Genomic DNA, 24748 nt, shown 5'->3' with positions numbered 1-24748 from the left:
ACGCTGTACGGATGAGAAGGCCGGCCAGTCCGGCCTGGAATCAGGCTCCCACCCCCAGTGACTTCAGCTTGCGATGCAGTGCCGAGCGCTCCATGCCGACGAACTCGGCCGTGCGCGAAATGTTGCCGCCGAAGCGGTTGATCTGGGCGATCAGATATTCGCGCTCGAACAATTCACGGGCATCGCGCAATTGCAGGCCCATGAGTTGTTCGCCGCCCTGCCCGTTCGGCCGGGTGGGCATCAGCGCGCCGATCTCCGGCGGCAGCATCTCGGCCGTGATGGTGGCATCGGGTTCGCCGCCGACCAGGATCATCAGGCGCTCTATGTTGTTGCGCAGCTGGCGGACGTTGCCGGGCCATTCATGCGACTGCAGCACCGCCATGGCGTCCGGGCCCACCACCCGGCGCGGCAGGCCGGTCGCGGAAGCGATCTGGCCCTGGAAATAGTCGACCAGTTCGGGAATGTCCTCGCGGCGCTCGGACAGGCCGGGCACGCGGATCGGCACCACCGACAGGCGGTGCAGCAGGTCCTCGCGGAAGCGTCCGTCCGAGACTTCCTCGGTGAGGTCGCGCGAGGTCGAGGTGATGATGCGTACGTCGACATGCACCTTGGTTGCGCCGCCCACGCGGGTAAAGCTCTGGTCGATCAGGACGCGCAGGATCTTTCCCTGGGTTTCGCGCGGCAGGTCGGCAATCTCATCGAAAAACAGCGTGCCGCCATGCGCCTCTTCGAAGGCGCCGATCTTGCGCGTACGTCCTTCGCCGCCCTCGACGCCGAATAGCTCGGTTTCCATGGTCTCGGGCGTGATGGAGGCCGAGTTAAGCACCACGAAGGGGCCGTTCGCACGTGCGGAAGCCTGATGGATGCTGCGCGCCGTCAGTTCCTTGCCCGAGCCCGGCGGACCGGCGATCAGCACGCGGCTGTTGGTGGGCGCGGATTTCTCGATGATCTGACGCAGCTGGTTCATGGCCGAGGAGCGGCCAATCATCTTGGAGGAAGAACCTGAGATCTGGCGCAACTGCGTGACCTCACGGCGCAGGCGCCAGGTTTCGAGCGCCCGGTCGGCCACCAACACAAGACGGTCGGCCTTGAAGGGCTTCTCGATGAAGTCATAGGCGCCGATCTTGATGGCCGCGACCGCCGTCTCGATGTTGCCATGACCGGAGATCATCACCACGGGCACCTCCGGATGCTCCGCCTTCAGAACCTCGAGCAATTGCAGGCCGTCAAGGCGCGAGCCCTGCATCCAGATATCGAGGAAGATCAATTGCGGCCGGCGCTGGGCGATTGCCGCCATCGCATCATCGGAATCCTTGGCCGTACGGGCACCGTGACCTTCATCTTCGAGAATGCCGGCCACGAGTTCGCGGATATCGGCCTCATCGTCAACGATCAGAATATCGGTCGCCATTCTCTAGCCTCATATGGATAAGTTTCGGCAAGCCGACCAGGCTCGCCAGGACCTGTTTAAAAAACGCAAACGGATGGGATGAAAAGGAGTGCCACGGCGAGGGGGGCTCATTGCGCAGCCTCGCTCTTGGTATCCGGCTCGGCAGGGAACCACAGGCGCATCATGGCACCATGGCCGCCATCGGCGACAGACGGGGCGTCCAGGAGCTCGATGCCACCACCATGCTCCTCCATGATCTTGCCGACGATGGCAAGGCCGAGGCCCGTGCCCTTCTCGCGCGTGGTGACATAGGGTTCGAGCAGCTTCTGGCGGTTCTCCTTGGGCAGGCCGATGCCGTTGTCGATGACCTGGACCATGACATTCGGCCCGTTATGGATCACCGAGACACCCACTTGGCCCGGCGCCCTGTTGCCGTCGGGCATGCCGGCAATCGCCTCGGTGGCGTTCTTGACGATATTCGTCACTGCCTGGGAGAGCAGGCGCCGGTCAAAGCGGGCGATGACGGGTGTTGGCGGTGGATCATAGGTGAAGGTGATGTCGGGATAGCCGATGCGCATCATGAAGACGACCTGCTTCACCATCTCGCCGAAATCCTCGCTCTCGATCGAGGGCTTGGGCATGCGGGCGAAGGAGGAGAACTCGTCGACCATGCGCTTGATGTCGTCGACCTGGCGCACGATCGTGTCGGTGCACTGGTCGAAGACCTCGCGGTCCTCGACGATCACCTTGCCATATTTGCGGCGGATGCGTTCAGCCGAGAGCTGGATCGGCGTCAGCGGGTTCTTGATCTCGTGGGCGATACGGCGGGCGACGTCCGCCCAGGCCGAACTGCGCTGGGCCACCACGAGCTCGGTGATGTCATCGAGCGTCACCACATAGCCATGCTCGCGCATGGTCGATTGCTCGGAGGTGACGCGCACGGTGACATTGCGCTCGCGTCCTTCCCGATTGATGGTGATCTGGCCTTGCACCAGACGCGAACGGGTATGCAGCGCATCGGTAAGATAGGTAGACAGTTCCGGCATCAGTTCGGCAAGCGGCCGGCCCACGGGAGACTGGCGGGACTTGATCCATTGGCTCGCCAGCGGGTTCACGACGGTGATCTTGCCCTCGTCGTCGATGCCGATCACGCCGGTCGACACACCGGAGAGCACTGCCTCGATGAATCGGCGTCGGCTGTCGAGCAGATCATTGGCGCCAAGCAGGTCGTTGCGCTGGGTCTGGAGCGTATCGGTCATGTGGTTGAAGGTGTCACCAAGCTTGCCGAGATCGCCCGAGCCCGGCGTCACCGGCACATGCACCTTGAGGTTGCCGCCGGCGACCTGATCTGCGGCACTGATGAGACGGCGGATGGGCTCGACCAGGCGATTGGCGAAAGAAAGGCCGATCCAGATCGCCGCCAGCAGCATGTTCAGAGCGATGATGGCGTAGAGCAGCGCGAAATTGACCTGCGTAGGAAAGCGCGTCGCCTTCAGATCCTCGAAGCGGGCCGAATCCTCGCTCGTCTGGCGAATGTATTCGGCGATCTTGGGGTCGAAGGGTCTGATGATGAAGAGATAGCGGTCGTTATATGCCGACAGCTTCAGCACCTGGCCCATGATGTCGCGGGACCCGGGATCGATGCGAACGCTCGGCACCGTATCTGCGGTACTAAGGGCCGGATAAAGTTTGGGCGGCAGGGGGAAGGGTAGATTCCCGGGAATATAGGCCTGCTCGGTCACCTTGCCCTGATGGGTCACGATCACGGCGCTGGAAAGACCGTAATTGGCGGCCAAGACGTCCATGAGACGCTGAAATTGGTCACGATCGCTATAGAGAGAGGAATATTTATTGAGGTCGGCGGCCATGGAAAGACCGGCGTAGCGCAGTTGCTGAGCCTGCTCATCCTGATAGGAATTCGCAACAGCCACAGAGGTTTGGACGATGTTGCTCACGCGGGTCGAGAATAGATTGTCCAGGCCGCGGTCGAGCGAGATGATGGCAACCGTCGCCAGCAGCAACACCGGCACGGCGGAAACGACGGAGAAAAGCCCGATCACCCGCATGTGCAGCGCCGCACCCGCCTGGCCGCGGCGGCGGGCGACGATCAGGTTGCCGGCCTCCACCGCCAGCAGCACCAGCAGAGCCACGATGAAGGAGGCGTTGACGATGAAGAGAGCATCGATGGCGTTGCTGTAGGCAGCATCCGTCGTCGATTGCAGGGGCGCGGCATCGATCCCCAGCCAGTAGCGCAACTGGGACACGAGGTTCTTCAGCAGCGACGCGACCGGCTCGACGTCGACAAGCACGAAGAAGGTGCCGATTGCGGAGGCAACCGAGAGGATCACCAGGCCGAAACCGAGCAGGCCAAGCCGCCTGGCCGGCATGCCGGTGGTTTCGAGCACCGCTGTCTCAGCCTTGTCTACAATTGCCATGCCTGAAGCTGCTCCGCGCCTTTGCCTTCGAACGGGGCGCCATGAGCACACGCCTACCCCGCCTCCGCGTGCTGAGTTATTCCTGCAACACTGTTGCCAAATTGTAACAGAATCAAGGCGAGGCCTCGGAGAAAACCACGCAGCATCCCCCGCAAATGGCAATTGCAGGCGGGTTCGGGGTGATATTTCTGTGGATGGGAAAGGATTCGAAATCTGCCCTAAGGGCGGGAGGCTCGATCCGGCTAACGGATCGAGCGAATCACCTGGATGTCTAGATCGCGAATCTTCTTGCGCAACGTGTTGCGATTGACGCCAAGCAGTTCGGCCGCCTTGATCTGATTACCCCGCGTAGCCGCCAGCGCCGCGCCGATCAGCGGTTCCTCAATATCGCGCAGGATGCGGTGGTAGAGACCCGGCGGTGGCAGTTCCTCGCCGAACTTGCCGAAATAGCGAGTCATATGCCGCTCGACGGAGGCGGAAAGCGTTTCGTCGCTCGGATTTTCGGATTCGAGCGGCATCGTCTCCGACGTCGCCAGTTCCTGCTCGATGATGGCGGCGGTAAGTGTCTCCTGCGGATAGAGCGCAGAGAGGCGGCGCACCAGATTCTCAAGCTCGCGAACATTGCCGGGCCAGCGATGCCGCTTGAGGCGCTCCACCGCCGAAATGTCGAGGTGCTTGGGTGGCAGGCCCTCACGCTCCACCAGCTTGAAGAAGTGGCGGGCGAGATCCGGCACGTCCTCGGCGCGCTCGCGCAGCGGAGGCAGACGCAGCGGCACCACGTTGAGGCGGAAGAACAGGTCCTCGCGGAAGAGCCCCTGCTGGATCAGCACGCGCAGATCCTTGTTGGTGGCGGCGACAATGCGCACATCCGTCTTGATCGGCGTGCGTCCGCCGACCGTCGTATATTCGCCCTGCTGGAGCACCCGGAGCAGACGGGTCTGCGCCTCCATCGGCATGTCGCCGATCTCGTCGAGGAAGAGCGTGCCGCCCTCGGCCTGCTCGAAGCGGCCGACCGAGCGGGTGTTGGCACCGGTGAACGCGCCCTTCTCATGGCCGAACAGCTCGGATTCGATCAGGTCACGCGGGATCGCCGCCATGTTGATGGCGACGAAGGCCCCGCTGCGGCGCTTGCCGTAATCATGGAGGGCGCGGGCTACCAGTTCCTTGCCGGTGCCGGATTCGCCCGAAATCATCACCGTGAGGTCCGTCTGCATCAGGCGGGCGAGCACGCGGTAGATTTCCTGCATCGCCGCCGAGCGGCCGACCAGCGGCATGTTTTCGGCTTCGTCGCTGGAGCGCACCGCGGGTTTGCCCTTGGGCTCGCTGAGCGCGCGGCCGACGATGGCGATCAGTTCCTTGAGATCGAAGGGCTTGGGAAGATAGTCATAGGCGCCCTTCTCCGAGGCACGGATGGCCGTCATGAGGGTATTCTGGGCGCTCATCACCACGACGGGCAGCTCAGGCCTGAGCTTCTTGATGCGCGGCAGCATGTCGAAGGCGTTCTCGTCGGGCATCACCACGTCGGTGATGACGAGATCCCCTTCCCCCTGGCTCACCCAGCGCCAGAGCGTTGTGGCATTTCCGGTGGAGCGCACTTCGTAGCCGGCGCGGGACAGGGCCTGGTTGAGCACGGTCCGGATGGCTGCGTCGTCATCGGCTACGAGGATAGAGCCTGCCTGCATACTGGATATTCCTATGCGCTATGCGCTGCGGTCTGAGCGGTACATGGGGAGGAGGATACGGAAGACGGTACGCTTGTTCTGGCTCTCGCATTCGACGATGCCACCGTGGTCGCCGACGATCTTGGCTACCAGGGCAAGGCCAAGGCCGGTGCCGCTGGTCTTGGTGGTGACGAAGGGATCGAAGAGATAGGGCAGAAGGTCGGTCGCGACGCCCGGCCCGTTGTCCTTGATGCACACCTCGATCGGCAGGCTCACGCGGGAGGCCGAGCCCGGCACAGACAGTCGCACGCCAGGCTTGAAGCCCGTGGTGAGGATGATCTCGCCTTCAGGACTGCCGTCGATCGCCTCCGCGGCGTTCTTGACCAGGTTGAGGATGACCTGGATCAACTGGTCCTTGTTGGCGTGCACGGGCGGCAGCGAGGGGTCGTAGTCCTCGACGAACTTGATTTTCCGGGCAAAGCCGGACTGGGCCAGCTTCTTCACATGCTCCAGAACGACATGGATGTTCACGGGGCTGCGGGCAACCGGGCGCTCATCCGAGAAGACCTCCATGCGGTCGACGAGCTTGACGATACGGTCGGCCTCATCGCAGATCAGCTGGGTCAAGGCGCGATCGGTATCGTCGACCGACTGCTCCAGCAATTGCGCCGCGCCCCGGATGCCCGAAAGCGGGTTCTTGATTTCGTGCGCCAGCATGGCGGCGAGTGCCGTGACCGAACGGGCGGCGCCGCGATGTGTCAGCTGGCGATCCATCTTGTCGGCGATGGTGCGCTCCTGCAGCATGATCACCACGCCGCCGGAATTGTCCTGCATCGGCGCCACCTGAATATCCACTGGCCGCTCGCCGCCGAGCCGGGGCGAGCCGAGATCGACGCGATATTCGTTCACCGGCGCATTGCGCCCGCGCACCTGCTCGATCAGCGCCAGCAAGGGCGAACCGAAAGGCAGCAGGTCCTTGAGAAAGTTGCGGCGCATGACAGGCGCGCTGATGTCGAAGAAGGCTTCGGCCGCCATATTGGCGTCCACCACCCTGCCCTGCCCGTCCACGGAAATGATGGCGTGCGGCAAGGCGTTCAGGACAGCCTCATGATTGGGCAAATGTCTTGGCAAGGCCGTCATGCTGCGATCCGTTCGAGACTTGCATAAAAAGCGGAGAAGCAGGCCGTCACCTGCGACGGTTCCTCGCCGGTCAGGACCTTCTGGCGCAGACTGTTATCGCCGCCGCCGAAATAGTCCTCGGCAGCGTCCATGGCCGAGGCCAGGTGCTTGCGTGCATGGCGGATGCCCTGCCTGGCGCCATAAAGCGCCAGAAGCCCATCATAGTGTTCCAGCGCCAGTTCCTTCTGGAACTGCGCCGTGGGCACGGGCAATGCATGGCCCACCTTGAGCTCGCGTGCGACATGCCCCGGCAGCCAGGGCCTTCCCTGGGCGGCGCGCCCAACCATCACGGCATCGGCGCCGGACTGGCCAAGCATCGCCAGCGCGTCCGAAAGATTGCGGCAATCGCCATTGGCGACAACCGGGATCGACACGGCCTGCTTCACCGCGCGGATTGCGCGCCAATCGGCACTGCCCTTATAGAACTGCATGCGGGTGCGGCCATGCACCGTGATCATCGCCGCTCCGGCCTCCTCGGCCCGCCGGGCAAGCGAGGCGGCGTTAAGGCTGCCATGGTCCCAGCCAAGGCGCATCTTCACGGTCACTGGTACGTTCACGGCCGCGACCGTGGCATCGATCAGCTTCAAGGCGTGGTCGAGATCGCGCATCAGGGCGGAACCGGCCCAACCGCCCGTCACCCGCTTGGCGGGACAGCCCATATTGATGTCGATGACATCGGCGCCCGAGTCGACGGCCACGCGCGCGGCCTCGCCCATCCAGTGCGGCTCGCACCCGGCAAGCTGGACGACGTGCGGACCGTTCCCCGGCGCCTCGGCACGCAGGCGCGCCTCCTCGTCGCCAACAGCCAGCCTGTCGCTCGCCACCATTTCCGAAACCACGAGCCCTGCGCCGCAGCGATGGGCAATACGACGCAGTACGGCGTCCGTCACGCCGGACATGGGCGCGAGGATCACCTGATTGGCCAATTCTACCGCACCCAACCTTAGAGACGGCAGCGTCTCCCTTGCGTGCGGCGCGATCCTCTCACTGCCTACCATAAATGCAGGACTCCTTCATGCCTACAACTTAGCCAGTAGCCGCTCGCTCAGCAAGAGCAAAGCGCCTCGAAAACAAGCATGCCCGCAAAACGGGCAGTGCATAAGCGCCAGCGCCCGGCTCTCCGTCCTGCGAGGCGGGATTTGCAGATTTTGGAGCTTTGGAAAATGATGTCGTTACGCAAGGGCCTATAGCGAATCGCAAGGCATTGACGCTGGGAGTAACGCGCATGAAACGCCCTCTATATCAGGCTCTTATGGCCACTATCTGCAGTACTTTCCTCATTGGCGCCGCCCGGGCCGGCGACGCGTCAGGCACCTGGCTTCGGGACAATGGCGAATCGAAGGTCAAGATCGGCTCCTGCGGCGCGGCTCTCTGTGGTTCGGTGACATGGGTGAAGGAAGCGGCCAAGCAGGGCAGCGTCGGTAAACGCGTCTTCTATGACATGGTCCCAGACGGCGACAACAAATGGAAAGGCAAGGCCTTCAACCCCGACGATGGCAAGACCTATACGGGGACCATGACGCTCAACGGCGACAAGCTCACGACGGCCGGCTGCATGCTTGGTGGCCTGATCTGCCGCTCAGTGACCTGGGCGCGCCAATAGGAGCCGAAGTGGCGGTCTCCACCACCACACCGGCTCTTGCCGATGTGGTGAGGCCTTCTTCCCGGGATCGCAGGCATGCTTGCCTGCTCTTGGAAGCGACGGCGTTTAACGATGAGAAGAGCAGGCAAGGATGCCTGCGATCCCAGGAAGAGACTCAAAGTCCCAGCTTCGCCTTCAGGAGATCGTTCACCGCCTGCGGATTGGCCTTGCCGCCAGTCTGCTTCATGACCTGGCCGACAAACCAGCCAAGCATGGTGGGCTTGGCCTTGACCTGCTCCACCTTGTCCGGGTTCGCCGCAATCACAGCGTTGACAGCCGCCTCGATGGCGCCGGTATCCGTCACCTGCTTCATGCCGCGAGCCTCGACCACGGAGCGTGGATCACCGCCCTCGGTCCAGACGATCTCGAACAGGTCCTTGGCGATCTTGCCCGAAATTACATTCTCACCGATGAGATCGACAATGGCACCGAGCTGGCCGGCAGAGACCGGCGAAGACGAAATATCGAGGCCTTCCTTGTTGAGGCGGCCGAACAGCTCGTTGATCACCCAGTTGGCCGCGCTCTTGCCGTCGCGGCCTTTGGCGACCTCCTCGAAGAAATCGGCGGATTCGCGTTCGGCCGTAAGGACCCCGGCGTCATAGGACGAGAGGCCGTACTGGCTGACGAAGCGTGCCTTCTTCGGGTCGGGCAGCTCCGGCAGATGGCGGGCAAGTTCGTCGACATAGGCCTGGTCGAACTCGAGCGGCAGCAAATCGGGATCGGGGAAGTAGCGGTAGTCATGCGCCTCTTCCTTCGAGCGCATCGAGCGGGTCTCGCCCTTGTTGGGGTCGTACAGCCGTGTCTCCTGATCGATCGTTCCGCCATCCTCGATGATGCCGATCTGGCGACGGGCTTCGACATCGACAGCCTGGCCGATGAAGCGGATGGAGTTGACGTTCTTGATCTCGCAGCGCGTTCCCAGGGGATCACCGGGCTTGCGTACGGAGACGTTCACATCGGCGCGCAGATTGCCCTTGTCCATGTCGCCGTCGCAGGTGCCGAGATAGCGAAGGATGGTGCGCAGTTTCGTCACATAGGCGCGCGCCTCGTCGGCCGAACGCAGGTCCGGACGGGAAACGATCTCCATCAGCGCCACGCCCGAGCGATTGAGGTCGACCAGCGAGACGTCGCCCACATGCATGGACTTGCCGGCATCCTGCTCCAGATGCAGGCGCTCGATGCCCACATGCAGCGTCTCGCCGCTCTCGGGCACCTCGACGATGACGGTGCCTTCGCCCACGATCGGCTGCTTGTACTGCGAGATCTGGTAACCCTGCGGCAAGTCGGGGTAGAAATAGTTCTTGCGGTCGAACACCGATTTCAGGTTGACCTGTGCCTTGAGGCCGAGGCCGGTGCGGATCGCCTGGCGCACGCATTCCTCGTTGATGACGGGCAGCATGCCGGGCATGGCGGCATCGACGAGAGAGACATGGCTGTTGGGATCGCCGCCGAACTTGGTGGAGGCGCCCGAAAAAAGCTTGGCTTCCGAGGTGACCTGGGCATGGATTTCCATGCCCACGATCACTTCCCAATCGCCCGTGGCACCCTTGATCAGCTTCTTGGGGTCAAGCGTGGCGTGCATGGTATTTGTCCTGGCTAATAATCATAAGTTGTGCGTCGTCAGCATGCGAGGGTCTGAATATGCCCTTGTTCGCCGTAGGCCAAGAGGAGACGATCTCTGGTCACAAGGGTGTAGCCCTTCTCCCGCGCGGTCGCCGCGATGATCCGATCCGCGGGGTCGCGCGGCGGATCTCCGGGAAGGAAGGATGAGGCGATGAGGACCTCGGGCGCAAGCTCGGTAAGTCGCAGGCTGAGTTCGGAAAGCAAGGACTTGAACCAGACCTGCGGCGTTACCGTGAGAGCCAACCGTCCGCGTGACACGAGCATGCCAACCTCCCAGGCTGTCATCGGCGACACGTAGACGGCGTGGCCTTCCCCCGCCGCCTCGTCGAGCGCCTTGAGAGTTGCGTCGTTGATCGGCGCTCCCTCCGCTACCCAGATCGCAGCGCATGTATCGAGCAACAGTTTCACGGGCATCTCAGTTCTGTCCGCCCCAATCCGGATCCGCAGGCTCCGTTAAATCTGTTTCATCGATGACCCGAACCAGTCCCTTCATGGCTCCGAAAGGAAAGCCGTGCCTGCCGGAAGCCGGCGCCGGCTTGGGTGCGGGATTATGTTCCAGATCGCGCACGCGCCGGAATACCAGCCGGCGTCTTTCCAGATCGACTTGCTCGGAAGAGAATCCGGCCTGCAGCCAGACCTTCGTCATGACATTGTTCGAAGGATTGTTGCTCCACCAGGCGCGATGATGCGATGCGGTCGGGGGCAGATCTCCTTCAATGACCCGTTCGATTTCAGCAAAAGTCATCGGCACCTCGCGCGTTGCATGACCGCGCAGGTAGTCGCCGAGGGCGGCGTATTTTCCCATGGTCAAAACTCCTTGGGCGCTGACAAACACACACTTTGTAACAGTGTGTGTTTCTGGCTGCAACTCTCTCTTCGAAGGATGTCTTTCAAAGGCGCCGCGTTGTCTGGTCCGACGGTTGATTGGTGAGGGCCGCGAGGTGTTGGTCCTCGTAGTCGATGGTCCAGGACACCATGTTGCGCCAGATCACTTCGGCCAGTTCCGGCGGCACGCCTTGGGCCTCGGCCATCCGGCGGGCAGACGTCACCACTTCCTCGACACGCTCGGGAATATTGGCGGGCAGACCGTCCCGAGTCTTCACCTTGAGGACCCGTTGCACGACCTCGAGACGGGAAGCGAGGAGATGCACGAGCTTTTCGTCGATCGCGTCGATCTCCTTGCGCAGATCCGACAGTCGCTCCGTCGTATGCTCCGCCTCGGTCATGATCAGGCCCACCAGTTCTGCGGCTTGCCAAGCGAGCCTGCCGCCTGCTCGATGGCATGGCCGATCGTGAACAGCGTCTCCTCGTCGAAGGCGCGGCCGATGAGCTGCAGGCCGAGGGGCAGGCCCTCGTTCGACAGCCCGGCAGGCACGGCGATGCCCGGCAGGCCTGCCATGTTCACGGTGACGGTGAAGACGTCGTTGAGATACATCTCCACGGGATCGGCGCCGGCCTTCTCGCCGATGCCGAAAGCGGGGGACGGCGTGGCCGGCGTGAGGATGGCATCGACGCCGTCCGCATAAGCCAGCTCGAAGTCGCGCTTGATCAGCGTGCGGATCTTCTGGGCTCGGACATAATAGGCGTCGTAATAGCCGGCCGAGAGCACATAGGTGCCGATCAGGATGCGGCGCTTCACTTCGTCGCCGAAGCCTGCGGCGCGGGTGTTCTCGTAGAGCTCGGTGATCTCGCGCCCGGCGACACGCTCGCCATAGCGGACGCCGTCATAGCGGGCGAGGTTCGAGGAGCACTCCGCCGGAGCCACGATGTAATAGGCCGGCAGGGCATACTTCGTATGCGGCAGGCTGATCTCACGGATCTCGGCGCCGGCATCGCGCAGCCAGTCGATGCCCTTCTGCCAAAGCGCGTCGATCTCCGCCGACATGCCGTCGACGCGGTATTCCTTGGGAATGCCGATGACCTTGCCCTTTACCGACTTGCCGATCGCCGCCTCGTAATCCGGCACTGCGAGATCCATGGACGTGGTGTCCTTGGGATCGTGCCCCGCCATGGACTTCAGCATGATGGCGCAGTCGCGCACCGTCTGGGCAAAAGGCCCGGCCTGGTCGAGCGAGGAGGCGAAGGCGACGATTCCCCAGCGCGAGCAGCGGCCATAGGTCGGCTTGATGCCGGCGATGCCGGTGAAAGCGGCGGGCTGGCGGATCGAGCCGCCCGTGTCGGTGCCGGTGGCCCCCGGACAGAGGCGCGCGGCGACAGCGGCGGCCGAACCGCCGGAAGAACCGCCGGGCACCAGGAAGCCATTCGGCGCCGTGCCGGCGGCACGGGCGGCGGCCAGCTTTTCCTTGCCCTGCTCGGCGCTCCAGTTCGGCGGCAGCCACGGCGAGACGACAGGACCGAAGGCCGAGGTCTCGTTCGACGAACCCATGGCGAACTCGTCATTGTTGATCTTGCCGAGCATCACGGCACCGTCGCGCCAGAGCTGGCTCGTCACGGTCGACTCATAGGTCGGCACGAAGTTGTCGATAATGTGCGAGCAGGCGGTGGTGCGCACGCCTTCGGTGGCGAAGAGATCCTTGATGCCGAGCGGCACGCCTTCCAGCGGCCCGGCCTCGCCCTTCGCAAGCCTGGCGTCGGCCTTGGCCGCCATGGCAAGGGCCCGGTCCGGCGTCTCCAGCACATAGGCGTTGAGGCCGCGCGCCTTCTCGATGGAGTCGAGATATGCCTTGGTCGTCTCGGCGGAGGTGAAGGATTTCGCCTTCAGGCCATCGCGGATTTCAGCGAGAGTAAGATCGGTAATATGGCTCACAGGTAGGATCCTGAACAGGAAATCTGGGCAGCGGACCGGCACGTACACCGGCCAGGTCGCAAGGAGGTCGCTACGGCCCGAGCTTATTCGACGACCTTCGGTACGAGGAAGTAATTGTCCTCGCGCGCCGGGGCATTGGCGACGATCTTCGCAGCGATATTGCCATCGGTCACCACATCCTGGCGCTTCTTCATCACCATCGGGGTGACCGAGGTCATCGGCTCGATGCCGGTGACGTCGACCTCGTCCAGTTGCGCCACGAAGTCCAGGATGGCGTTGAGCTCACCCTGCAAATGCGGAACATCTTCTTCGGGGACGGCGATGCGCGCAAGACGCGCGATGCGCTTCACCGTGGCGGCATCGACAGACATGAAATCCTCGGATCGTGCACGAAAACGGAACGGCGCGGTCTATCACGCGCGCCTTTGCAGGCGCAACCCTTCGCTGGGAACCCCTGACGTCGCGCACCATGCTTAACGAAAGCGTCGACATGTCGATTTGTCATTCCGGCCGGAGCGCCGGAATCCATGAGCACGAACCTCGAGGGACGGTGTTGAAACCCCAAAGGACAGTGTTCATGGATTCCGGGTCTCCACTCACAAGCAAAAGCTTGTGAGGATAGGGTCGCCCGGAATGACGGTTCCGCAGGCCTGAAGATCAGCACACCAGATCACACCTCAACCGCTTCACCAGGCTTGGGCGTCAGCACCTTCGTCTTTGTGCCCGCAAGCCCCTCGACGAACACATCGGCATTGCTGGCCAGCCCGGGGAAGGTGGCATAGTGGCAGGGGATGGCGACGTCGAGGTTGAGATAGCGCTTAACGGCCAACGCCCCCACCTTCGGGCTCATGGTGTAGCGGTCGCCGATCGGCACCAGGCCGATCTTCGGCTCATGCAGTTCGGCGATCAACGCCATGTCGGAAAAGATATCGGTATCGCCGAGATGATAGAGCGCGGGCTGCCCCGGCGCTTTGAGGATGAGGCCGTTGGCATTGCCGACGGCGATGCTCATGCCATTGTCGATCAGGCTTGCGGAATGATCGGCCCGCACCATCGTCACGCTGAAGCCGCCGAGATCGATGGTGCCGCCGGTGTTCATCGGCTCGACCTTCTCCACGCCTTTGCTGGCGAGGAAGGTGACGAGATCGGCATTCGAGACGACGGTCGCTCCAGTTTCCTTCGCAAGCTCGATGGTATCGCCGACATGATCGCCATGACCATGGGTGATCAGGATATGGCTGACGCCGGCGCTGACGGCGGCGCGATTCCCGTTGAAGGAAGGATTGCCGCTCAAAAAGGGATCGAATAGTACGGCCTTGCCGTCGAACTCGACGCGAAAGGCTGCGTGACCGAGCCAGGTAATACGCATGATGCAATATCCTCAATGCAGGAAAGAGTTGAAACCGGACGGTCCCATCGCAAAACCATAACGCCCATAGGCGACAAAATGCTATCGGGATTCGGGATCACCTTTCGGTGGTAACGTTCTCATGGGATCCGGATCGACTTGATCGTTGACCTCTTCGACCTCGCCGAAAATCTGCCGCAGGAGCAGCGCCTGTTGGGGCTCGATCTCGGCACCAAGACCATCGGTCTTGCCCTTTCGGACGTCATGCTGACCATCGCGACGCCGCTCGAAACGATCAGGCGCACCAAGTTCACCGCGGATGCAGAGCAGCTCCTCGCCATTGCCGCAAAGCACCAGGTCGGCGGGCTGGTGCTGGGCTATCCGCTCAACATGGATGGCAGCAGGGGCCCACGCGCGCAGGCGTCCGAGAGCTTCGCGCGCAATCTGCAGCGCCTGAGCGACCTGCCCGTCGCCCTGTGGGATGAGCGCCTCTCCACCGCTGCCGTTACGCGCACCTTGCTTGAAGCCGACGCCTCGCGTCGCAGGCGGGCGGAAGTCGTCGACAAAATGGCGGCATCCTTCATCCTGCAAGGCGCACTCGATCGCCTGGGCTACGGGCGATAAGGCATTATGAAAACCATCAGCGAACCGGCGCGTCAGATCGACGTGATCCTCGAGACCGACGTGCTCGTGGTCGGCAGCGGCCCGGCGGGATTAGCGGCGGCGCTCGCCTCGGCGCGTGCCGGGGCCGAGACCACCCTGCTGGAGCGCAATGGCTGCTTCGGCGGCAATATCACGCAGGTCGGCGTCGAAGGGTTTGCCTGGTACCGGCACGAAAAGACCATCGACAGCGAGGGCATCGGCATCGAGTTCGAGCAGCGAGCCAAGGCGATGGGCGCAGCCCAGCCCGAGCCGCAGTCGCACAGCTACGCCCTCGACGCCGAACTCTTCAAATATGTCGCGGATGTTCTGGTGCAGGAAGCCGGTGTCAGGCCGATGCTGCATCGTCTCGTCGTCGGCACCATCGTCGAGGACGGCGTCATCAGGGGCGTCATCACCGAGAGCAAGGCCGGACGCGAGGCGATCCTCGCAAGACGCGTGGTCGATGCCACCGGCGACGCCGATATCGCCGAGCGGGCCGGAGCACCGACCTACAAGACGCCGCGCGAGGAGATGCAGGCGGCCTCGGTGATGTTTTCGATGTGCGGCGTCGACAAGCGCCGCTTCCTGGACGCCGTCAAGGCCGACCCGCAGACCTACAAGGATTGGGAAGGCGGCGAGTGGACCATCGAGACCACCGGCAAGGAAGACACCCTCTTCTCGCCCTTCCTGCGCAAGCCATTCAAGCAGGCGATGGCGGCCGGCGAGATCCCCGCCAATCTCACCACCATCGCCGGCACCTGGGGCGCCGTTTCGGATCAGGGCGATCTCACTTACCTCAACCTTGTGCACCTGCCCTCCTGCGATGGCACCGACCCCAATGATCTCACCGCCAACGAGATCGAAGGACGTCGCCAGGCCATCATGGCGGTCGAGGCGCTGCGCCACTACATGCCGGGCTGCGAAAAGGCCAAGCTCCGCAATTTCGGTATGACCATCGGCATTCGCGACACGCGCAAGATCGACGCCCATTACAACATGACCGGCACCGATGTGCGCGAGCAGGGACGCTTCGACGATTCGATCGGCATTTTCCCGGAATTCATCGACGGCTACGGTATCCTGATCCTGCCGACCACCGGACGCTACTTCCAGGTGCCCTATCGGGCCATGCTGCCGAAGAAAATCGGTAACCTCATCGTGGCCGGGCGCAGCATCGGCGGCGACAAGGTCTCGCATGCGGCGGTGCGCAACATGATGTGCTGCGCGGTTGACGGCCAGGGAGCCGGAGTTGCGGCGGCGGTCTCGTTGAAAAGCGGCCGCTCGTTCCACGACGTGGACATTGGCCTGGTCCAGCGCGAACTGCGCAGGCAAGGCGCCCGGATCGCCTGAATCCCCCTCTTCGTTCCGTCGCATCGTTGGATCGGGCGCGTCTGCGCCCGGTACGCATTTGCACGTGCCCAACCATAAAGTCTTGATGGAAATTCAGGTTATTGATTTCTCTTATATAAATTCAAATAAAGTAATAGAGCCATTTTATTTCCGTTCGTAAAAATATTTAGCCGACATAATGTTTGCCGACGTTTGAAGTAATATTATTGGATTCTTACAAAAGACGTATTGTGGATAGCACCTTGGTAGTATACGTTCTCTCCATGCTAGCAAAACCGAGATACAACCCATTTCCGCTTGTTTACGGAGCGCATTCACATGGCTATGACGCAAATCGGTAAGTTTACATTGCACAATGGCGGCGGTTTTGTTGCCAGAGGCGAAGTCGCGTATCTTGATGAAAACGGCGAGAAGCACCTTTCCGGCAATGCCGGAGATATTCTTCTTGGGCAAACCAAGGATGTTGACCCCGAGAAACTTGGTGTTCCGGATGGGACCATCATATCCCTCTACGTCTTTGTCGTGTGGGGTACGGATAACGAGGCGCGGCAATCCTTCATCTACAAGCAGGGAAGCTCCGTGACGGCGAATTATACGATCACCGGCACGACGTTGAGCAACACGCTCGGCTTGATCTCCGTGGGCTGATGCTTCTGTTCGGGGCGCTGCAGCGCATCGCCGCAGCGCCCCGGCTGTAGCCTGCAGGACTTGATTTTCGGGGAGATGGATTGTGAGCGATCAAGACAACGGCGGCGACGGCAATGAAAACCGCTGGACCAACTGGGCCGGAAACCTGACAAGCGTCCCGGATGAGATTGCCCATCCCACCAGCCTGGCGGATGTGCAGGCGCTGGTGAAACGGTCTGCCGGCACCACCATGCGCACGATAGGCACGGGACATTCCTTCAGCCCCCTGATCGTCAACAACGGCGAAACCCTGGTCGAGATGTCGCATTACGCCGATGGCCCGCGAAAGGCCTGGCGCTGGCAGAACAAGGGGATCGATCTGGTCTCGTTCTTGCCGTCGGCGCCCTGGGCGGATGTTCGCGATGCGCTCACCGCGCCGGACCCCTCGCTGCCTCAGATGTATTTGTCATCGACCGGGGCTCTGGCCTCGATCAATGCCACGGGTTTCGTGGCTGCCGGATGCCACGGCACCGGCTGGAGCCAGCAGACCGTGTCCGACTTTGTTTACGCGGTGGAGTTCGTTGCCGCCGACGGCCAGTTGCATGTCTTCTCCGAGGAAACCACGCCCAACGAAATGCCGTCCGTGCGTGTCAATCTCGGCACGCTCGGCATCATCACCAAACTGACGCTCCGGGTCGAGCCGCTCTACAATCTGCATGACGAGGAAATCGTCACTGCGACCGAGAGCGTGATGGGTCCGAATCCGGATGGGACAGGCGGCGAGATCAGGCCGGAGAACCTGCACAAGCTGGTGACCGAGAACGAGTATGTGGAGCTCTTCTGGTTCCCGGGCAGCGGCTACAACAACGGGCAGATCTGGATCAAGAAATTCAATCGAACCCAGGACGAGCCCCGCGACATCCCTCTGCGGCCGGATGGCTGGATCGACAAGATGGCGACCTCCGTGATGGAGTGGACCTCCACCCATCCCTTGTTCTGGTCACCGATCCTGTCCCTGGCCTGGAACACCATCCACGACAGGGCGAAAGCCATCGAAGCCAAGGGGGGCTTCGTTGCTCCTGCCCCGCGCGTGATGTTCTATGCCGACCAGGCCTTCCCGATCCTCGATCTCGAAGTTGCCATTCCCATCCCGAGCACGGGGCCGGGAACCTGGGATGTCGGCAATATCGTGCGTGCCTGGTACGCGGCCCTCAACTATGCCTACAAGTTCCAGGGCGCCTTTCCGCTCACGACCTGCCTGCACGCCCGCTTCACCAAGACGAGCCAGTCCTTGTTGTCCCCGGCCTATTCGACCGCCACGGAAGACCGGATCTGCTGGATGGAAATCTTGAGCGCCTATCCCAAGTCGGAGCCCGATGCCGGCAAGCGGGCGGCTGCCATGGCGCCCCACCTCGCCATGATCAACGCCGTCATGCCGGACTGGATCGGCACGAGGCACGGCCGCCCGCATTGGGCCAAGAACTGGCAATACATCACGCCGCATGTGAACGTGAAATCGCTCTATCCGAGTCAAAACCTGCAGACTTTCAACACTCTGCGGCGGCAGCTCGATCCCAATGGCATGTTCCTCAATCCATTCCTCACCCAGCAGGGGCTTTTCACCTGAGGAGTGGCCAGGCGGATTTGAGATAGGCCTCGAGGGTGGCGACAAGCGCGGCGGGCAGCTCGATGGCCCTATCGGACGCCGCGCTCCGGCCGGGAATGTGAACACCGTTGCGGCGGTCACCAGGATTGTTGGCAAGATCTTTCGACTGCGCTTTGATATTCTTGCCGCTCCCCGTAATCTCCAACTCAACTTGGCCGCTCATCGGCAATTTTCAGAGCTTTTCTCAGTATTGCCGGCAGGTAGTGACCTCGCAGGCGCTCAAATGGAACGCCGCGAGAAGCCACGGGCGCGTCAATCACGCGCCGCACCGATGGAGGCAAAGAAGTCCTCCGGCCCATCGAGTTCCACCAGCTTCTTCTTTTCGATGAGCCAGAACCGGTTTGCCACGGCCCTCACGAAGCTGCGATCATGCGAGACCAGCAGGCAACTGGCGCGCGGATCCAGAAGCTCGCCTTCCAGAGCCTCCTGCCCTTCGATATCGAGATGGTTGGTCGGTTCGTCGAGCAGATAGAAATTCGGTTCGGCAAGCCGCAGCAAGAGCAGACCCAACCGAGCCTTCTGTCCGCCTGAGAGCCGACCGATCGGCCGGCTCTGCTTTTCGATGGCAATGCCAGCGCCCGCGAGCAAGGAGCGCGCACGCTGATCTCCGACATCGAACCGGTGGACGATCGCGTGCATCGGCGTCTCTTCATCGACAAGATCGGCCAACGCCTGATCGCCATAGCCCAGGACGAGGGCAGGCGTTGCCTTCATGCCGCCTTGCGTAGTTTCCGGATTCTCGATGGCATTGCGCAGCATCGTCATGAGCCGGGTCTTGCCGGCGCCATTCTGCCCAAGCACTACGATGCGATCGCCCTGGCGGATGAAGCGTTTGCCGGTTCTGAACAGCAAGGTTCCGTCAGGCGTTTCGACGGCGGCGTCATCAAGTGTCACCAGTACCTTTGCATGTGTGCCTTGATTGGCGAGCTTGATCGCGCCTGCCGACCGTTCGAAATGTGCGGGTCTGGCCGCCTCCTCTAGCTTCTCCGCCCTCTCCTTCAACTGCTTGGTCTTCACGACGAGAAGGTCGCTGCCGGAATTGATGCCGATATTGTTGAGCTTGGCGGCCTGTTTTCGCAGTTGCTGGGCCACTTTGATGTCGCGCTCATAGCGGCGCCCGTCCGCGGCATCCGCCTCGTCCAGGGCTGCCCGTGCTCTTGTGTAGGGCAACGCGAAGGTCTGCGACTGCTCCGGCCGCAGGAACAGCGTCCGGTTGGTCGTCGCATCGAGGAAGGCGCGGTCGTGGCTCGAGATGATGACCGGCATGTCGCTTGGCAGCGCGTTGAGCCATTCCTCAAGTTGGCCGATCTTCGCAAGGTCGAGGTGGTTGGTCGGCTCATCGAGCAGAAGCACGTCCGGCTCCTTCACGCAGATACGGGCCAGCATCGCAAGTCGTTGCCAGCCTCCGCTGAGATGTTTCAAGGTCCTTTCCCGCATCGCTTCCGGCACTTGCAGCGAGTCCAGCGTCACATCCACCCGCCAGCTTTCGCTTGGACGTTCCTCCGCAGGCAACGCTTCAACGATCGTCTGGTAGAATGGCGTGTCGAGAAGGGCCGCGGGTACGTCCTGCTCGACATAGCCGATAGTCAGGCCGCGCGACTTGATGATGTCGCCAGCGTTCGCCTCCATGCGACCGACGATGCAGCGCAGCAGCGTGGATTTGCCGCGCCCGTTGGCAGCGACGAGGCCGATGCGGTCGCCGGCATTGACGGCAAGGTTCAGTTTGGAAAAAAGCGGAGCGCTCAGCGTCACGCCGAGATTGCGGATGTTAACAAGGCTCATGATCGTTCTCTGGTCTTGCCGAGCGATCACGCTATCCGGGGCATACAGCCATCGTCGGATGCGCGAATATCAAACTCGGCGTTGATGATAAACGCTGGCACCTCAGTTGAGGTGCTGAGTTGCCACGAAGGGCAGACCAGGAAGAGTGTTCGAGAACGTCTTCGGTCAGCCCTGCAAACGCATCTGCAGGGCATTGACTGGGCCACGCTGGCGATGGTGCTGGAAGTAGACGATCACGCGCAACCCTCCTTTCTCGATATGAATCGCAGCAGAAATAACATCGCTTGCGGGACGAGACAAGAAAGGTCCATGGGCATTTGCCGCCTGCTGGCGGACGCAAGGGTGGAAAAGCCGCGACACGCGATCTCAATCCTTGCTGCCGCCGCCGACACAGCCTATGAACTCGGCTTTGATGACCAAGCCAGCAGCCACCTATCCGCATCGCCACCTCCTCGGCATAGAAGGTCTTGGGGAGAGCGACATTCTCAGCCTGCTCGATGAGGCTGACGACCACATCGCCTTCAACCGGCAGATCGAAAAAAAGTCGTCCGCCTTGCGCGGGCGAACTCAGATCAACCTCTTCTTCGAGCCGTCCACCCGCACGCAGTCCTCCTTCGAACTCGCGGGCAAGCGCTTGGGCGCCGATGTGATGAACATGTCGGTGGGCTCCTCATCGGTGAAGAAAGGTGAGACGCTGATCGACACGGCGATCACCCTCAACGCCATGCGGCCCGATGTGATCGTGGTGCGCCACAACCAGGCCGGCGCCGTGCATTTGCTCGCCCGCAAGGTCGATTGCGCGGTGGTGAATGCGGGTGACGGCGCACATGAGCATCCGACGCAGGCCCTGCTCGACGCCCTCACCATCCGCCGCCACAAGAGCCGCATCGCCGGGTTGACCGTGGCGATCTGCGGCGACATCCTGCATTCGCGCGTCGCCCGCTCCAACATCCTGCTGCTCGGCACGCTGGGCGCCCGCGTACGCCTGATCGCACCCTCGACCCTGCTGCCGGCGGAGATCGAGCGCTTCGGCGTGGAGGTCTACAGGGATATCAGGCAGGGCATCAAGGACGCCGACATTGTGATGATGCTGCGCCTCCAGCGTGAGCGCATGGCCGGCGCCTTCATCCCCTCGACGAAGGAATATTTCCGTTATTTCGGCCTCGACGAGGAGAAGCTGAAATATGCCAAGCCCGATGCTCTGGTGATGCATCCCGGACCGATGAACCGCGGCGTCGAGATCGACACGGCCGTCGCCGATGGCGCCCAGTCGCTGATCCGCGAGCAGGTGGAAGCCGGTGTCGCGGTGCGCATGGCGGTGCTCGAAGCGCTCGCCCGCAACCTGCCCAATGTTTGAGGGAACAAAGATGAGTACCCGTTCCCTCCTCCTTACCAATGCCCTGCTGACTGATCCGGCCGCCGGTACGCAAATGCGCGGCGCCCTGCTGATCGCGGACGGCATCATCGCCGATCTCGGCCCCGGCCTGACGAAGGACAAGGTGGGCTCCGATGTCGAGATCCTCGACTGCGGCGGCGAGGTTCTGGCTCCCGGCCTGATCGACATGCGCGCCGTCACCGGCGAGCCCGGCGCCGAGCATCGCGAGACGCTGGCCACCGCGTCTCAGGCTGCGGCGGCGGGCGGCGTCACCACGGTTGTCTGCACGCCCGAGACCCATCCGCCGATCGACGATCCCGCCATCGTCGACTTCGTGTTGCGCCGGGCGCGCGATACCTCGATCGTCCATATCCACGCCATGGCCGCCCTTACGAAGGGCCTGGCTGGCCAGGAAATGACCGAGATCGGCCTGCTCGGTGAAGCCGGTGCCCTCGCCTTCACGGACGGCGCGCGCAGCGTGATGAATGCGCGTGTCCTGCGCCGCACCCTTACCTATGCCCGGGACTTCGATGCCCTGGTCGTTCATCACACCCAGGACGCTGACCTCGCCGGCGACGGCGTGATGAATGAGGGGGAGTTTGCCAGCCGCCTCGGCCTGCCCGGCATCCCCGCCGAGGCCGAAGCCATGCTGCTGGAGCGAGACATGCGCCTCGTCGCCCTGACCGGCGCCCGCTATCACGCCGCCACGGTGACCTGCCGCGCCTCGCTCGATGTGCTGCGCAGGGCCAAATCAAGCGGGCTCAAGGTCACCGCCTCCACCTCGATCAACCATGTCACGCTGAACGAGAACGACATCGGCGCCTTCCGCACCTTCTGCAAGGTGTCCCCGCCGCTGCGCCATGAGGACGACCGCATCGCCCTGGTCCAGGCGGTCAAGGACGGCTTGGTCGATGCCATCGTTTCCGATCACAACCCGCAGGACGTCGAGACCAAGCGCCAACCCTTCGCCGAATGCGCCGATGGGGCCATCGGGCTGGAGACCATGCTCCCGGCCGGTCTGCGGCTGGTCCATGACGGTTCGCTCGACCTGCTGACCTTGCTGCGGGCGCTCTCGACCCACCCGGCCGAAATCCTGCGCCTGCCCGGCGGTACTCTCACCAAGGGCGCGCCGGCGGATCTCGTGGTTTTCGATCCCGATACGCCTTTTGTGCTAGATGCTGCGAAGCTGAAGTCGCGCTGCAAGAACTCGCCGTTCGACGGCGCACGCCTTCAGGGGCAGGTTTCGCGCACCTTCGTTGCCGGCAGACTCGTCTACCAGATCTGATATAGAGACAGCCATCCGGATCATCGAAGCAGAGCAGGCCCATGACCGACGGACAGTTCCTTGCCTCGCCGCTTGCCCTGATCGCCGCCGCGGTCCTGGGCTACCTGCTCGGCTCCATTCCCTTCGGCTTGGTGCTGACACGCGCCGCGGGTCTCGGCGACATCCGCGCCATCGGGTCCGGCAATATCGGCACCACCAATGTGCTGCGCACCGGTCGCAAGGATCTGGCGGCGGCGACGCTGCTGCTCGATGCAATCAAGGGCACGATCGCCGTGCTGGTCGCTCGTTATCTCTGGGGCATGGAAGCGGCAATCATCGCCGGCCTCTTCGCCTTTATCGGTCACATCTTCCCGGTCTGGCTGAAGTTCAAGGGTGGCAAGGGCGTCGCCACCTATCTCGGCCTCCTCGCCGCCTTCGCCTGGCCCGTGGCGATCGTCTTCGCCCTCGTATGGATGGCCGTCGCCTTCACCACACGCTATTCCTCGGCTTCGGCGCTGACTGCGAGCCTGGTCAGCCCGATCGCACTGCTGCTGCTCGGATATCCCCGCGAAGCCATCCTCTTCGCCCTCCTTTCCCTGGCGCTCTGGTATATGCACCGTGCCAATATCGGCCGGTTGCTCGACGGCACGGAAAGCAAGATCGGGAAGAAGGCGTGAGAGCTTCGCAGCGTCGCGTCCTCACCGATGGCGAGCGGCTGGACTGCCTGCGCCTGATCCGCTGCGAAGGCATCGGTCCGATCAGCTTCAAAGGCCTGGTTGACAGCCATGGCAGCGCAGGCGCCGTCATCGAGGCGCTGCCGGACATCATCAGGCGCAGCGGCCGCTCCCTGCGTCTGCCATCGGAGGCGAGCCTTCAGCGCGAACTCGCCGCAATGGAAAAGCTGGGTGCGCGCTTCATCGCGATCGGCGAACCCGAATATCCCGAGGCACTGGCCTCGATCGATTCGGCCCCGCCGCTCATCGCCGTAAGAGGCTCGCTCGCGGTGTTGTCCAAGCCCATGGTCGCCATCATCGGCGCCCGCAATGCCTCCGCCGTCGGCCAGAGCGTCGCGGCGGAAATGGCAGCCAATCTCGCCAATGCCGGCTACGCCGTGGTCTCCGGCCTCGCCCGTGGCATCGACAAGGCCGCTCATGAGGCGACCTTGCGCAGCGGCACGGTGGCCGTCGTCGCCGGCGGATTAGGCAAAATCTATCCGCCGGAACATGAGAGCCTGGTGCAGGATCTCATCGGCACGGGCTGCGTTATAACGGAGGCGCCCTTCGATTGGGTGGCCACTGCCCGCGATTTTCCCAAGCGCAACCGCATCGTCTCGGGCCTGGCGCTGGGCGTCGTCATCATCGAGGCGGCCATGAAGTCGGGCTCTCTGATCACCGCCCGGCTTGCTCTCGAACAGGGGCGGGAATTGATGGCCGTGCCCGGCTCGCCGCGCGATCCCCGGCATGATGGCTGCAACAAGCTTATTCGCGAATGCGCCACGCTGGTGCGGCATGCTGGGGATGTTCTCGAAGTCATTGCGCCTTTGGTGGAACAGCGATCGCTGCCAGTGCCGAGTTCAAGGCAAGCCCAGCCTCGTTTCGATTTCGATGCCCTGGATGGACCACCCGCCCCGCGCACCCAACCGATTCTTTCGGGCGACGCCGATCAGGATCGCTTGGTTGGCCTGCTCGGCCCTTCGCCCGTTGCTATGGATGATCTCGTACGCGCTTCCGGTCTCGAACCTCGCCGCGTCCAACTTATCCTGCTCGACCTGGATCTTGCGGGACGGATCGAAAGACACGGCAACGGTATGGTTTCGTTGTTATAATCATGTTGGTAGAATTGACTTGGGGGAGGCTTTTGCCCATCTTGCCGCCTCATTGATGACGACAGCGTCATCTTGTCCGATGAATGTGCCGGATTGCAATTTTCGGATTTATCCTTATTTGGCAGCGTGTCGCTCGCCCTTTTAAGGCGCCAGGGCGACCTGCCCGATTTCA

The 24748-nt window shown here is 62.6% G+C and carries 24 protein-coding genes; 9 read left to right on the top strand and 15 right to left on the bottom strand.

Annotated features, from left to right (window positions below; all coding sequences use genetic code 11):
• Nucleotides 1-40: 40 nt before the first annotated feature.
• The 5 genes from ACMDCR_RS17485 to dusB form a co-directional block, all read right to left on the bottom strand.
• Entirely contained in the window at nt 41-1411 is a 1371-nt protein-coding gene (locus ACMDCR_RS17485; RefSeq protein ID WP_413987828.1) for a sigma-54-dependent transcriptional regulator, read from the bottom strand.
• A gap of 107 nt (nt 1412-1518) precedes the next feature.
• Nucleotides 1519-3825, bottom strand: coding sequence for an ATP-binding protein (locus ACMDCR_RS17480; protein ID WP_413987827.1), 2307 nt, complete (start codon nt 3823-3825; stop codon nt 1519-1521).
• A 242-nt stretch (nt 3826-4067) separates the two neighbouring features.
• Nucleotides 4068-5507: a nitrogen regulation protein NR(I) gene (gene ntrC / locus ACMDCR_RS17475; RefSeq protein ID WP_413987826.1), complete on the bottom strand. Its 1440-nt coding sequence runs from the start codon at nt 5505-5507 to the stop codon at nt 4068-4070.
• An 18-nt stretch (nt 5508-5525) separates the two neighbouring features.
• A complete protein-coding gene (locus ACMDCR_RS17470) occupies nt 5526-6626 on the bottom strand; it encodes a two-component system sensor histidine kinase NtrB (protein ID WP_413987825.1) in 1101 nt (366 codons plus the stop codon).
• The gene (gene dusB, locus ACMDCR_RS17465; protein ID WP_413987824.1) at nt 6623-7663 is read right to left on the bottom strand and encodes a tRNA dihydrouridine synthase DusB; all 1041 of its coding nucleotides are present in this window, start codon (nt 7661-7663) and stop codon (nt 6623-6625) included. Before dusB ends, ACMDCR_RS17470 begins: the two co-directional genes overlap by 4 nt.
• A gap of 227 nt (nt 7664-7890) precedes the next feature.
• On the opposite strand from dusB, the gene ACMDCR_RS17460 reads away from it, so the two are divergent.
• Nucleotides 7891-8268, top strand: coding sequence for a DUF2147 domain-containing protein (locus ACMDCR_RS17460; RefSeq protein ID WP_413987823.1), 378 nt, complete (start codon nt 7891-7893; stop codon nt 8266-8268).
• A gap of 154 nt (nt 8269-8422) precedes the next feature.
• Here the strand turns inward: ACMDCR_RS17460 and gatB are convergent, their stop codons facing one another.
• The 7 genes from gatB to ACMDCR_RS17425 all read right to left on the bottom strand — a co-directional run bounded on the left by gatB (nt 8423) and on the right by ACMDCR_RS17425 (nt 14066).
• A complete protein-coding gene (gene gatB, locus ACMDCR_RS17455; RefSeq protein WP_413987822.1) occupies nt 8423-9889 on the bottom strand; it encodes an Asp-tRNA(Asn)/Glu-tRNA(Gln) amidotransferase subunit GatB in 1467 nt (488 codons plus the stop codon).
• Between the two features lie 38 nt (nt 9890-9927).
• Nucleotides 9928-10344, bottom strand: coding sequence for a type II toxin-antitoxin system VapC family toxin (locus ACMDCR_RS17450; protein WP_413987821.1), 417 nt, complete (start codon nt 10342-10344; stop codon nt 9928-9930).
• A gap of 1 nt (nt 10345) precedes the next feature.
• Complete coding sequence (locus ACMDCR_RS17445; protein WP_413987820.1) at nt 10346-10735, bottom strand: hypothetical protein; 390 nt, start codon at nt 10733-10735, stop codon at nt 10346-10348.
• 85 nt (nt 10736-10820) lie between these two features.
• Nucleotides 10821-11156 carry a chorismate mutase gene (locus tag ACMDCR_RS17440; protein ID WP_413987819.1) on the bottom strand — a complete coding sequence of 112 codons (336 nt, stop codon included), beginning with the start codon at nt 11154-11156 and terminating at the stop codon, nt 10821-10823.
• A gap of 2 nt (nt 11157-11158) precedes the next feature.
• Nucleotides 11159-12697: an Asp-tRNA(Asn)/Glu-tRNA(Gln) amidotransferase subunit GatA gene (gene gatA, locus ACMDCR_RS17435; protein WP_413987818.1), complete on the bottom strand. Its 1539-nt coding sequence runs from the start codon at nt 12695-12697 to the stop codon at nt 11159-11161.
• An 83-nt stretch (nt 12698-12780) separates the two neighbouring features.
• Nucleotides 12781-13068: an Asp-tRNA(Asn)/Glu-tRNA(Gln) amidotransferase subunit GatC gene (gene gatC, locus ACMDCR_RS17430; RefSeq protein WP_413987817.1), complete on the bottom strand. Its 288-nt coding sequence runs from the start codon at nt 13066-13068 to the stop codon at nt 12781-12783.
• A 299-nt stretch (nt 13069-13367) separates the two neighbouring features.
• Entirely contained in the window at nt 13368-14066 is a 699-nt protein-coding gene (locus ACMDCR_RS17425; RefSeq protein ID WP_413987816.1) for a metal-dependent hydrolase, read from the bottom strand.
• A gap of 138 nt (nt 14067-14204) precedes the next feature.
• Between ACMDCR_RS17425 and ruvX the strand changes: the two genes are divergently transcribed.
• From ruvX to ACMDCR_RS17405, 4 genes are all read left to right on the top strand, one after another.
• Nucleotides 14205-14669, top strand: a complete 465-nt coding sequence (gene ruvX, locus ACMDCR_RS17420; RefSeq protein ID WP_413987815.1) for a Holliday junction resolvase RuvX — start codon at nt 14205-14207, stop codon at nt 14667-14669.
• 6 nt (nt 14670-14675) lie between these two features.
• Nucleotides 14676-16037 (top strand): FAD-dependent oxidoreductase, encoded by a 1362-nt coding sequence (locus ACMDCR_RS17415; protein WP_413987814.1) that lies wholly within the window; start codon nt 14676-14678, stop codon nt 16035-16037.
• Between the two features lie 318 nt (nt 16038-16355).
• Entirely contained in the window at nt 16356-16685 is a 330-nt protein-coding gene (locus tag ACMDCR_RS17410) for a hypothetical protein (RefSeq protein WP_413987813.1), read from the top strand.
• An 82-nt stretch (nt 16686-16767) separates the two neighbouring features.
• Nucleotides 16768-18291, top strand: a complete 1524-nt coding sequence (locus ACMDCR_RS17405) for a D-arabinono-1,4-lactone oxidase (RefSeq protein ID WP_413987812.1) — start codon at nt 16768-16770, stop codon at nt 18289-18291.
• Here ACMDCR_RS17405 and ACMDCR_RS17400 read toward each other — a convergent pair.
• The 3 genes from ACMDCR_RS17400 to ACMDCR_RS17390 form a co-directional block, all read right to left on the bottom strand.
• Nucleotides 18284-18493, bottom strand: coding sequence for a hypothetical protein (locus ACMDCR_RS17400; protein ID WP_413987811.1), 210 nt, complete (start codon nt 18491-18493; stop codon nt 18284-18286). The two genes, ACMDCR_RS17405 and ACMDCR_RS17400, sit on opposite strands and share 8 nt — an antisense overlap.
• An 89-nt stretch (nt 18494-18582) precedes the next feature.
• Nucleotides 18583-20112: an ATP-binding cassette domain-containing protein gene (locus ACMDCR_RS17395; RefSeq protein ID WP_413987810.1), complete on the bottom strand. Its 1530-nt coding sequence runs from the start codon at nt 20110-20112 to the stop codon at nt 18583-18585.
• Between the two features lie 165 nt (nt 20113-20277).
• Nucleotides 20278-20472 carry a hypothetical protein gene (locus ACMDCR_RS17390; RefSeq protein WP_413987809.1) on the bottom strand — a complete coding sequence of 65 codons (195 nt, stop codon included), beginning with the start codon at nt 20470-20472 and terminating at the stop codon, nt 20278-20280.
• 52 nt (nt 20473-20524) lie between these two features.
• Here ACMDCR_RS17390 and ACMDCR_RS17385 point away from each other — a divergent pair, with 52 nt between their 5' ends.
• From ACMDCR_RS17385 to dprA, 4 genes are read left to right on the top strand one after another with little or no spacing between them, the layout of a single operon-like run.
• Entirely contained in the window at nt 20525-21469 is a 945-nt protein-coding gene (locus ACMDCR_RS17385) for an aspartate carbamoyltransferase catalytic subunit (protein WP_413987808.1), read from the top strand.
• A gap of 10 nt (nt 21470-21479) precedes the next feature.
• Nucleotides 21480-22772, top strand: a complete 1293-nt coding sequence (locus ACMDCR_RS17380) for a dihydroorotase (protein ID WP_413987807.1) — start codon at nt 21480-21482, stop codon at nt 22770-22772.
• 41 nt (nt 22773-22813) lie between these two features.
• Entirely contained in the window at nt 22814-23428 is a 615-nt protein-coding gene (gene plsY / locus ACMDCR_RS17375) for a glycerol-3-phosphate 1-O-acyltransferase PlsY (protein WP_413987806.1), read from the top strand.
• Nucleotides 23425-24576, top strand: a complete 1152-nt coding sequence (gene dprA / locus ACMDCR_RS17370; protein WP_413987805.1) for a DNA-processing protein DprA — start codon at nt 23425-23427, stop codon at nt 24574-24576. Before plsY ends, dprA begins: the two co-directional genes overlap by 4 nt.
• Nucleotides 24577-24748: the final 172 nt, after the last annotated feature.

The sequence above is a fragment of the Labrys okinawensis genome, from assembly GCF_047345005.1.
In the GTDB taxonomy this organism is placed as follows: domain Bacteria; phylum Pseudomonadota; class Alphaproteobacteria; order Rhizobiales; family Labraceae; genus Labrys; species Labrys okinawensis.
This window is presented reverse-complemented; position numbering and strand designations above follow the sequence as displayed.

Coding starts and splice junctions, on each gene's coding strand:
- ACMDCR_RS17485 (WP_413987828.1), bottom strand. CDS start 1,411: ATGGCGACCGATATTCTGATCGTTGACGATGAGGCCGATATCCGCGAA.
- ACMDCR_RS17480 (WP_413987827.1), bottom strand. CDS start 3,825: ATGGCAATTGTAGACAAGGCTGAGACAGCGGTGCTCGAAACCACCGGC.
- ntrC (WP_413987826.1), bottom strand. CDS start 5,507: ATGCAGGCAGGCTCTATCCTCGTAGCCGATGACGACGCAGCCATCCGG.
- ACMDCR_RS17470 (WP_413987825.1), bottom strand. CDS start 6,626: ATGACGGCCTTGCCAAGACATTTGCCCAATCATGAGGCTGTCCTGAAC.
- dusB (WP_413987824.1), bottom strand. CDS start 7,663: ATGGTAGGCAGTGAGAGGATCGCGCCGCACGCAAGGGAGACGCTGCCG.
- ACMDCR_RS17460 (WP_413987823.1), top strand. CDS start 7,891: ATGAAACGCCCTCTATATCAGGCTCTTATGGCCACTATCTGCAGTACT.
- gatB (WP_413987822.1), bottom strand. CDS start 9,889: ATGCACGCCACGCTTGACCCCAAGAAGCTGATCAAGGGTGCCACGGGC.
- ACMDCR_RS17450 (WP_413987821.1), bottom strand. CDS start 10,344: ATGCCCGTGAAACTGTTGCTCGATACATGCGCTGCGATCTGGGTAGCG.
- ACMDCR_RS17445 (WP_413987820.1), bottom strand. CDS start 10,735: ATGGGAAAATACGCCGCCCTCGGCGACTACCTGCGCGGTCATGCAACG.
- ACMDCR_RS17440 (WP_413987819.1), bottom strand. CDS start 11,156: ATGACCGAGGCGGAGCATACGACGGAGCGACTGTCGGATCTGCGCAAG.
- gatC (WP_413987817.1), bottom strand. CDS start 13,068: ATGTCTGTCGATGCCGCCACGGTGAAGCGCATCGCGCGTCTTGCGCGC.
- ACMDCR_RS17425 (WP_413987816.1), bottom strand. CDS start 14,066: ATGCGTATTACCTGGCTCGGTCACGCAGCCTTTCGCGTCGAGTTCGAC.
- ACMDCR_RS17415 (WP_413987814.1), top strand. CDS start 14,676: ATGAAAACCATCAGCGAACCGGCGCGTCAGATCGACGTGATCCTCGAG.
- ACMDCR_RS17410 (WP_413987813.1), top strand. CDS start 16,356: ATGGCTATGACGCAAATCGGTAAGTTTACATTGCACAATGGCGGCGGT.
- ACMDCR_RS17400 (WP_413987811.1), bottom strand. CDS start 18,493: ATGAGCGGCCAAGTTGAGTTGGAGATTACGGGGAGCGGCAAGAATATC.
- ACMDCR_RS17395 (WP_413987810.1), bottom strand. CDS start 20,112: ATGAGCCTTGTTAACATCCGCAATCTCGGCGTGACGCTGAGCGCTCCG.
- ACMDCR_RS17385 (WP_413987808.1), top strand. CDS start 20,525: ATGACCAAGCCAGCAGCCACCTATCCGCATCGCCACCTCCTCGGCATA.
- ACMDCR_RS17380 (WP_413987807.1), top strand. CDS start 21,480: ATGAGTACCCGTTCCCTCCTCCTTACCAATGCCCTGCTGACTGATCCG.
- plsY (WP_413987806.1), top strand. CDS start 22,814: ATGACCGACGGACAGTTCCTTGCCTCGCCGCTTGCCCTGATCGCCGCC.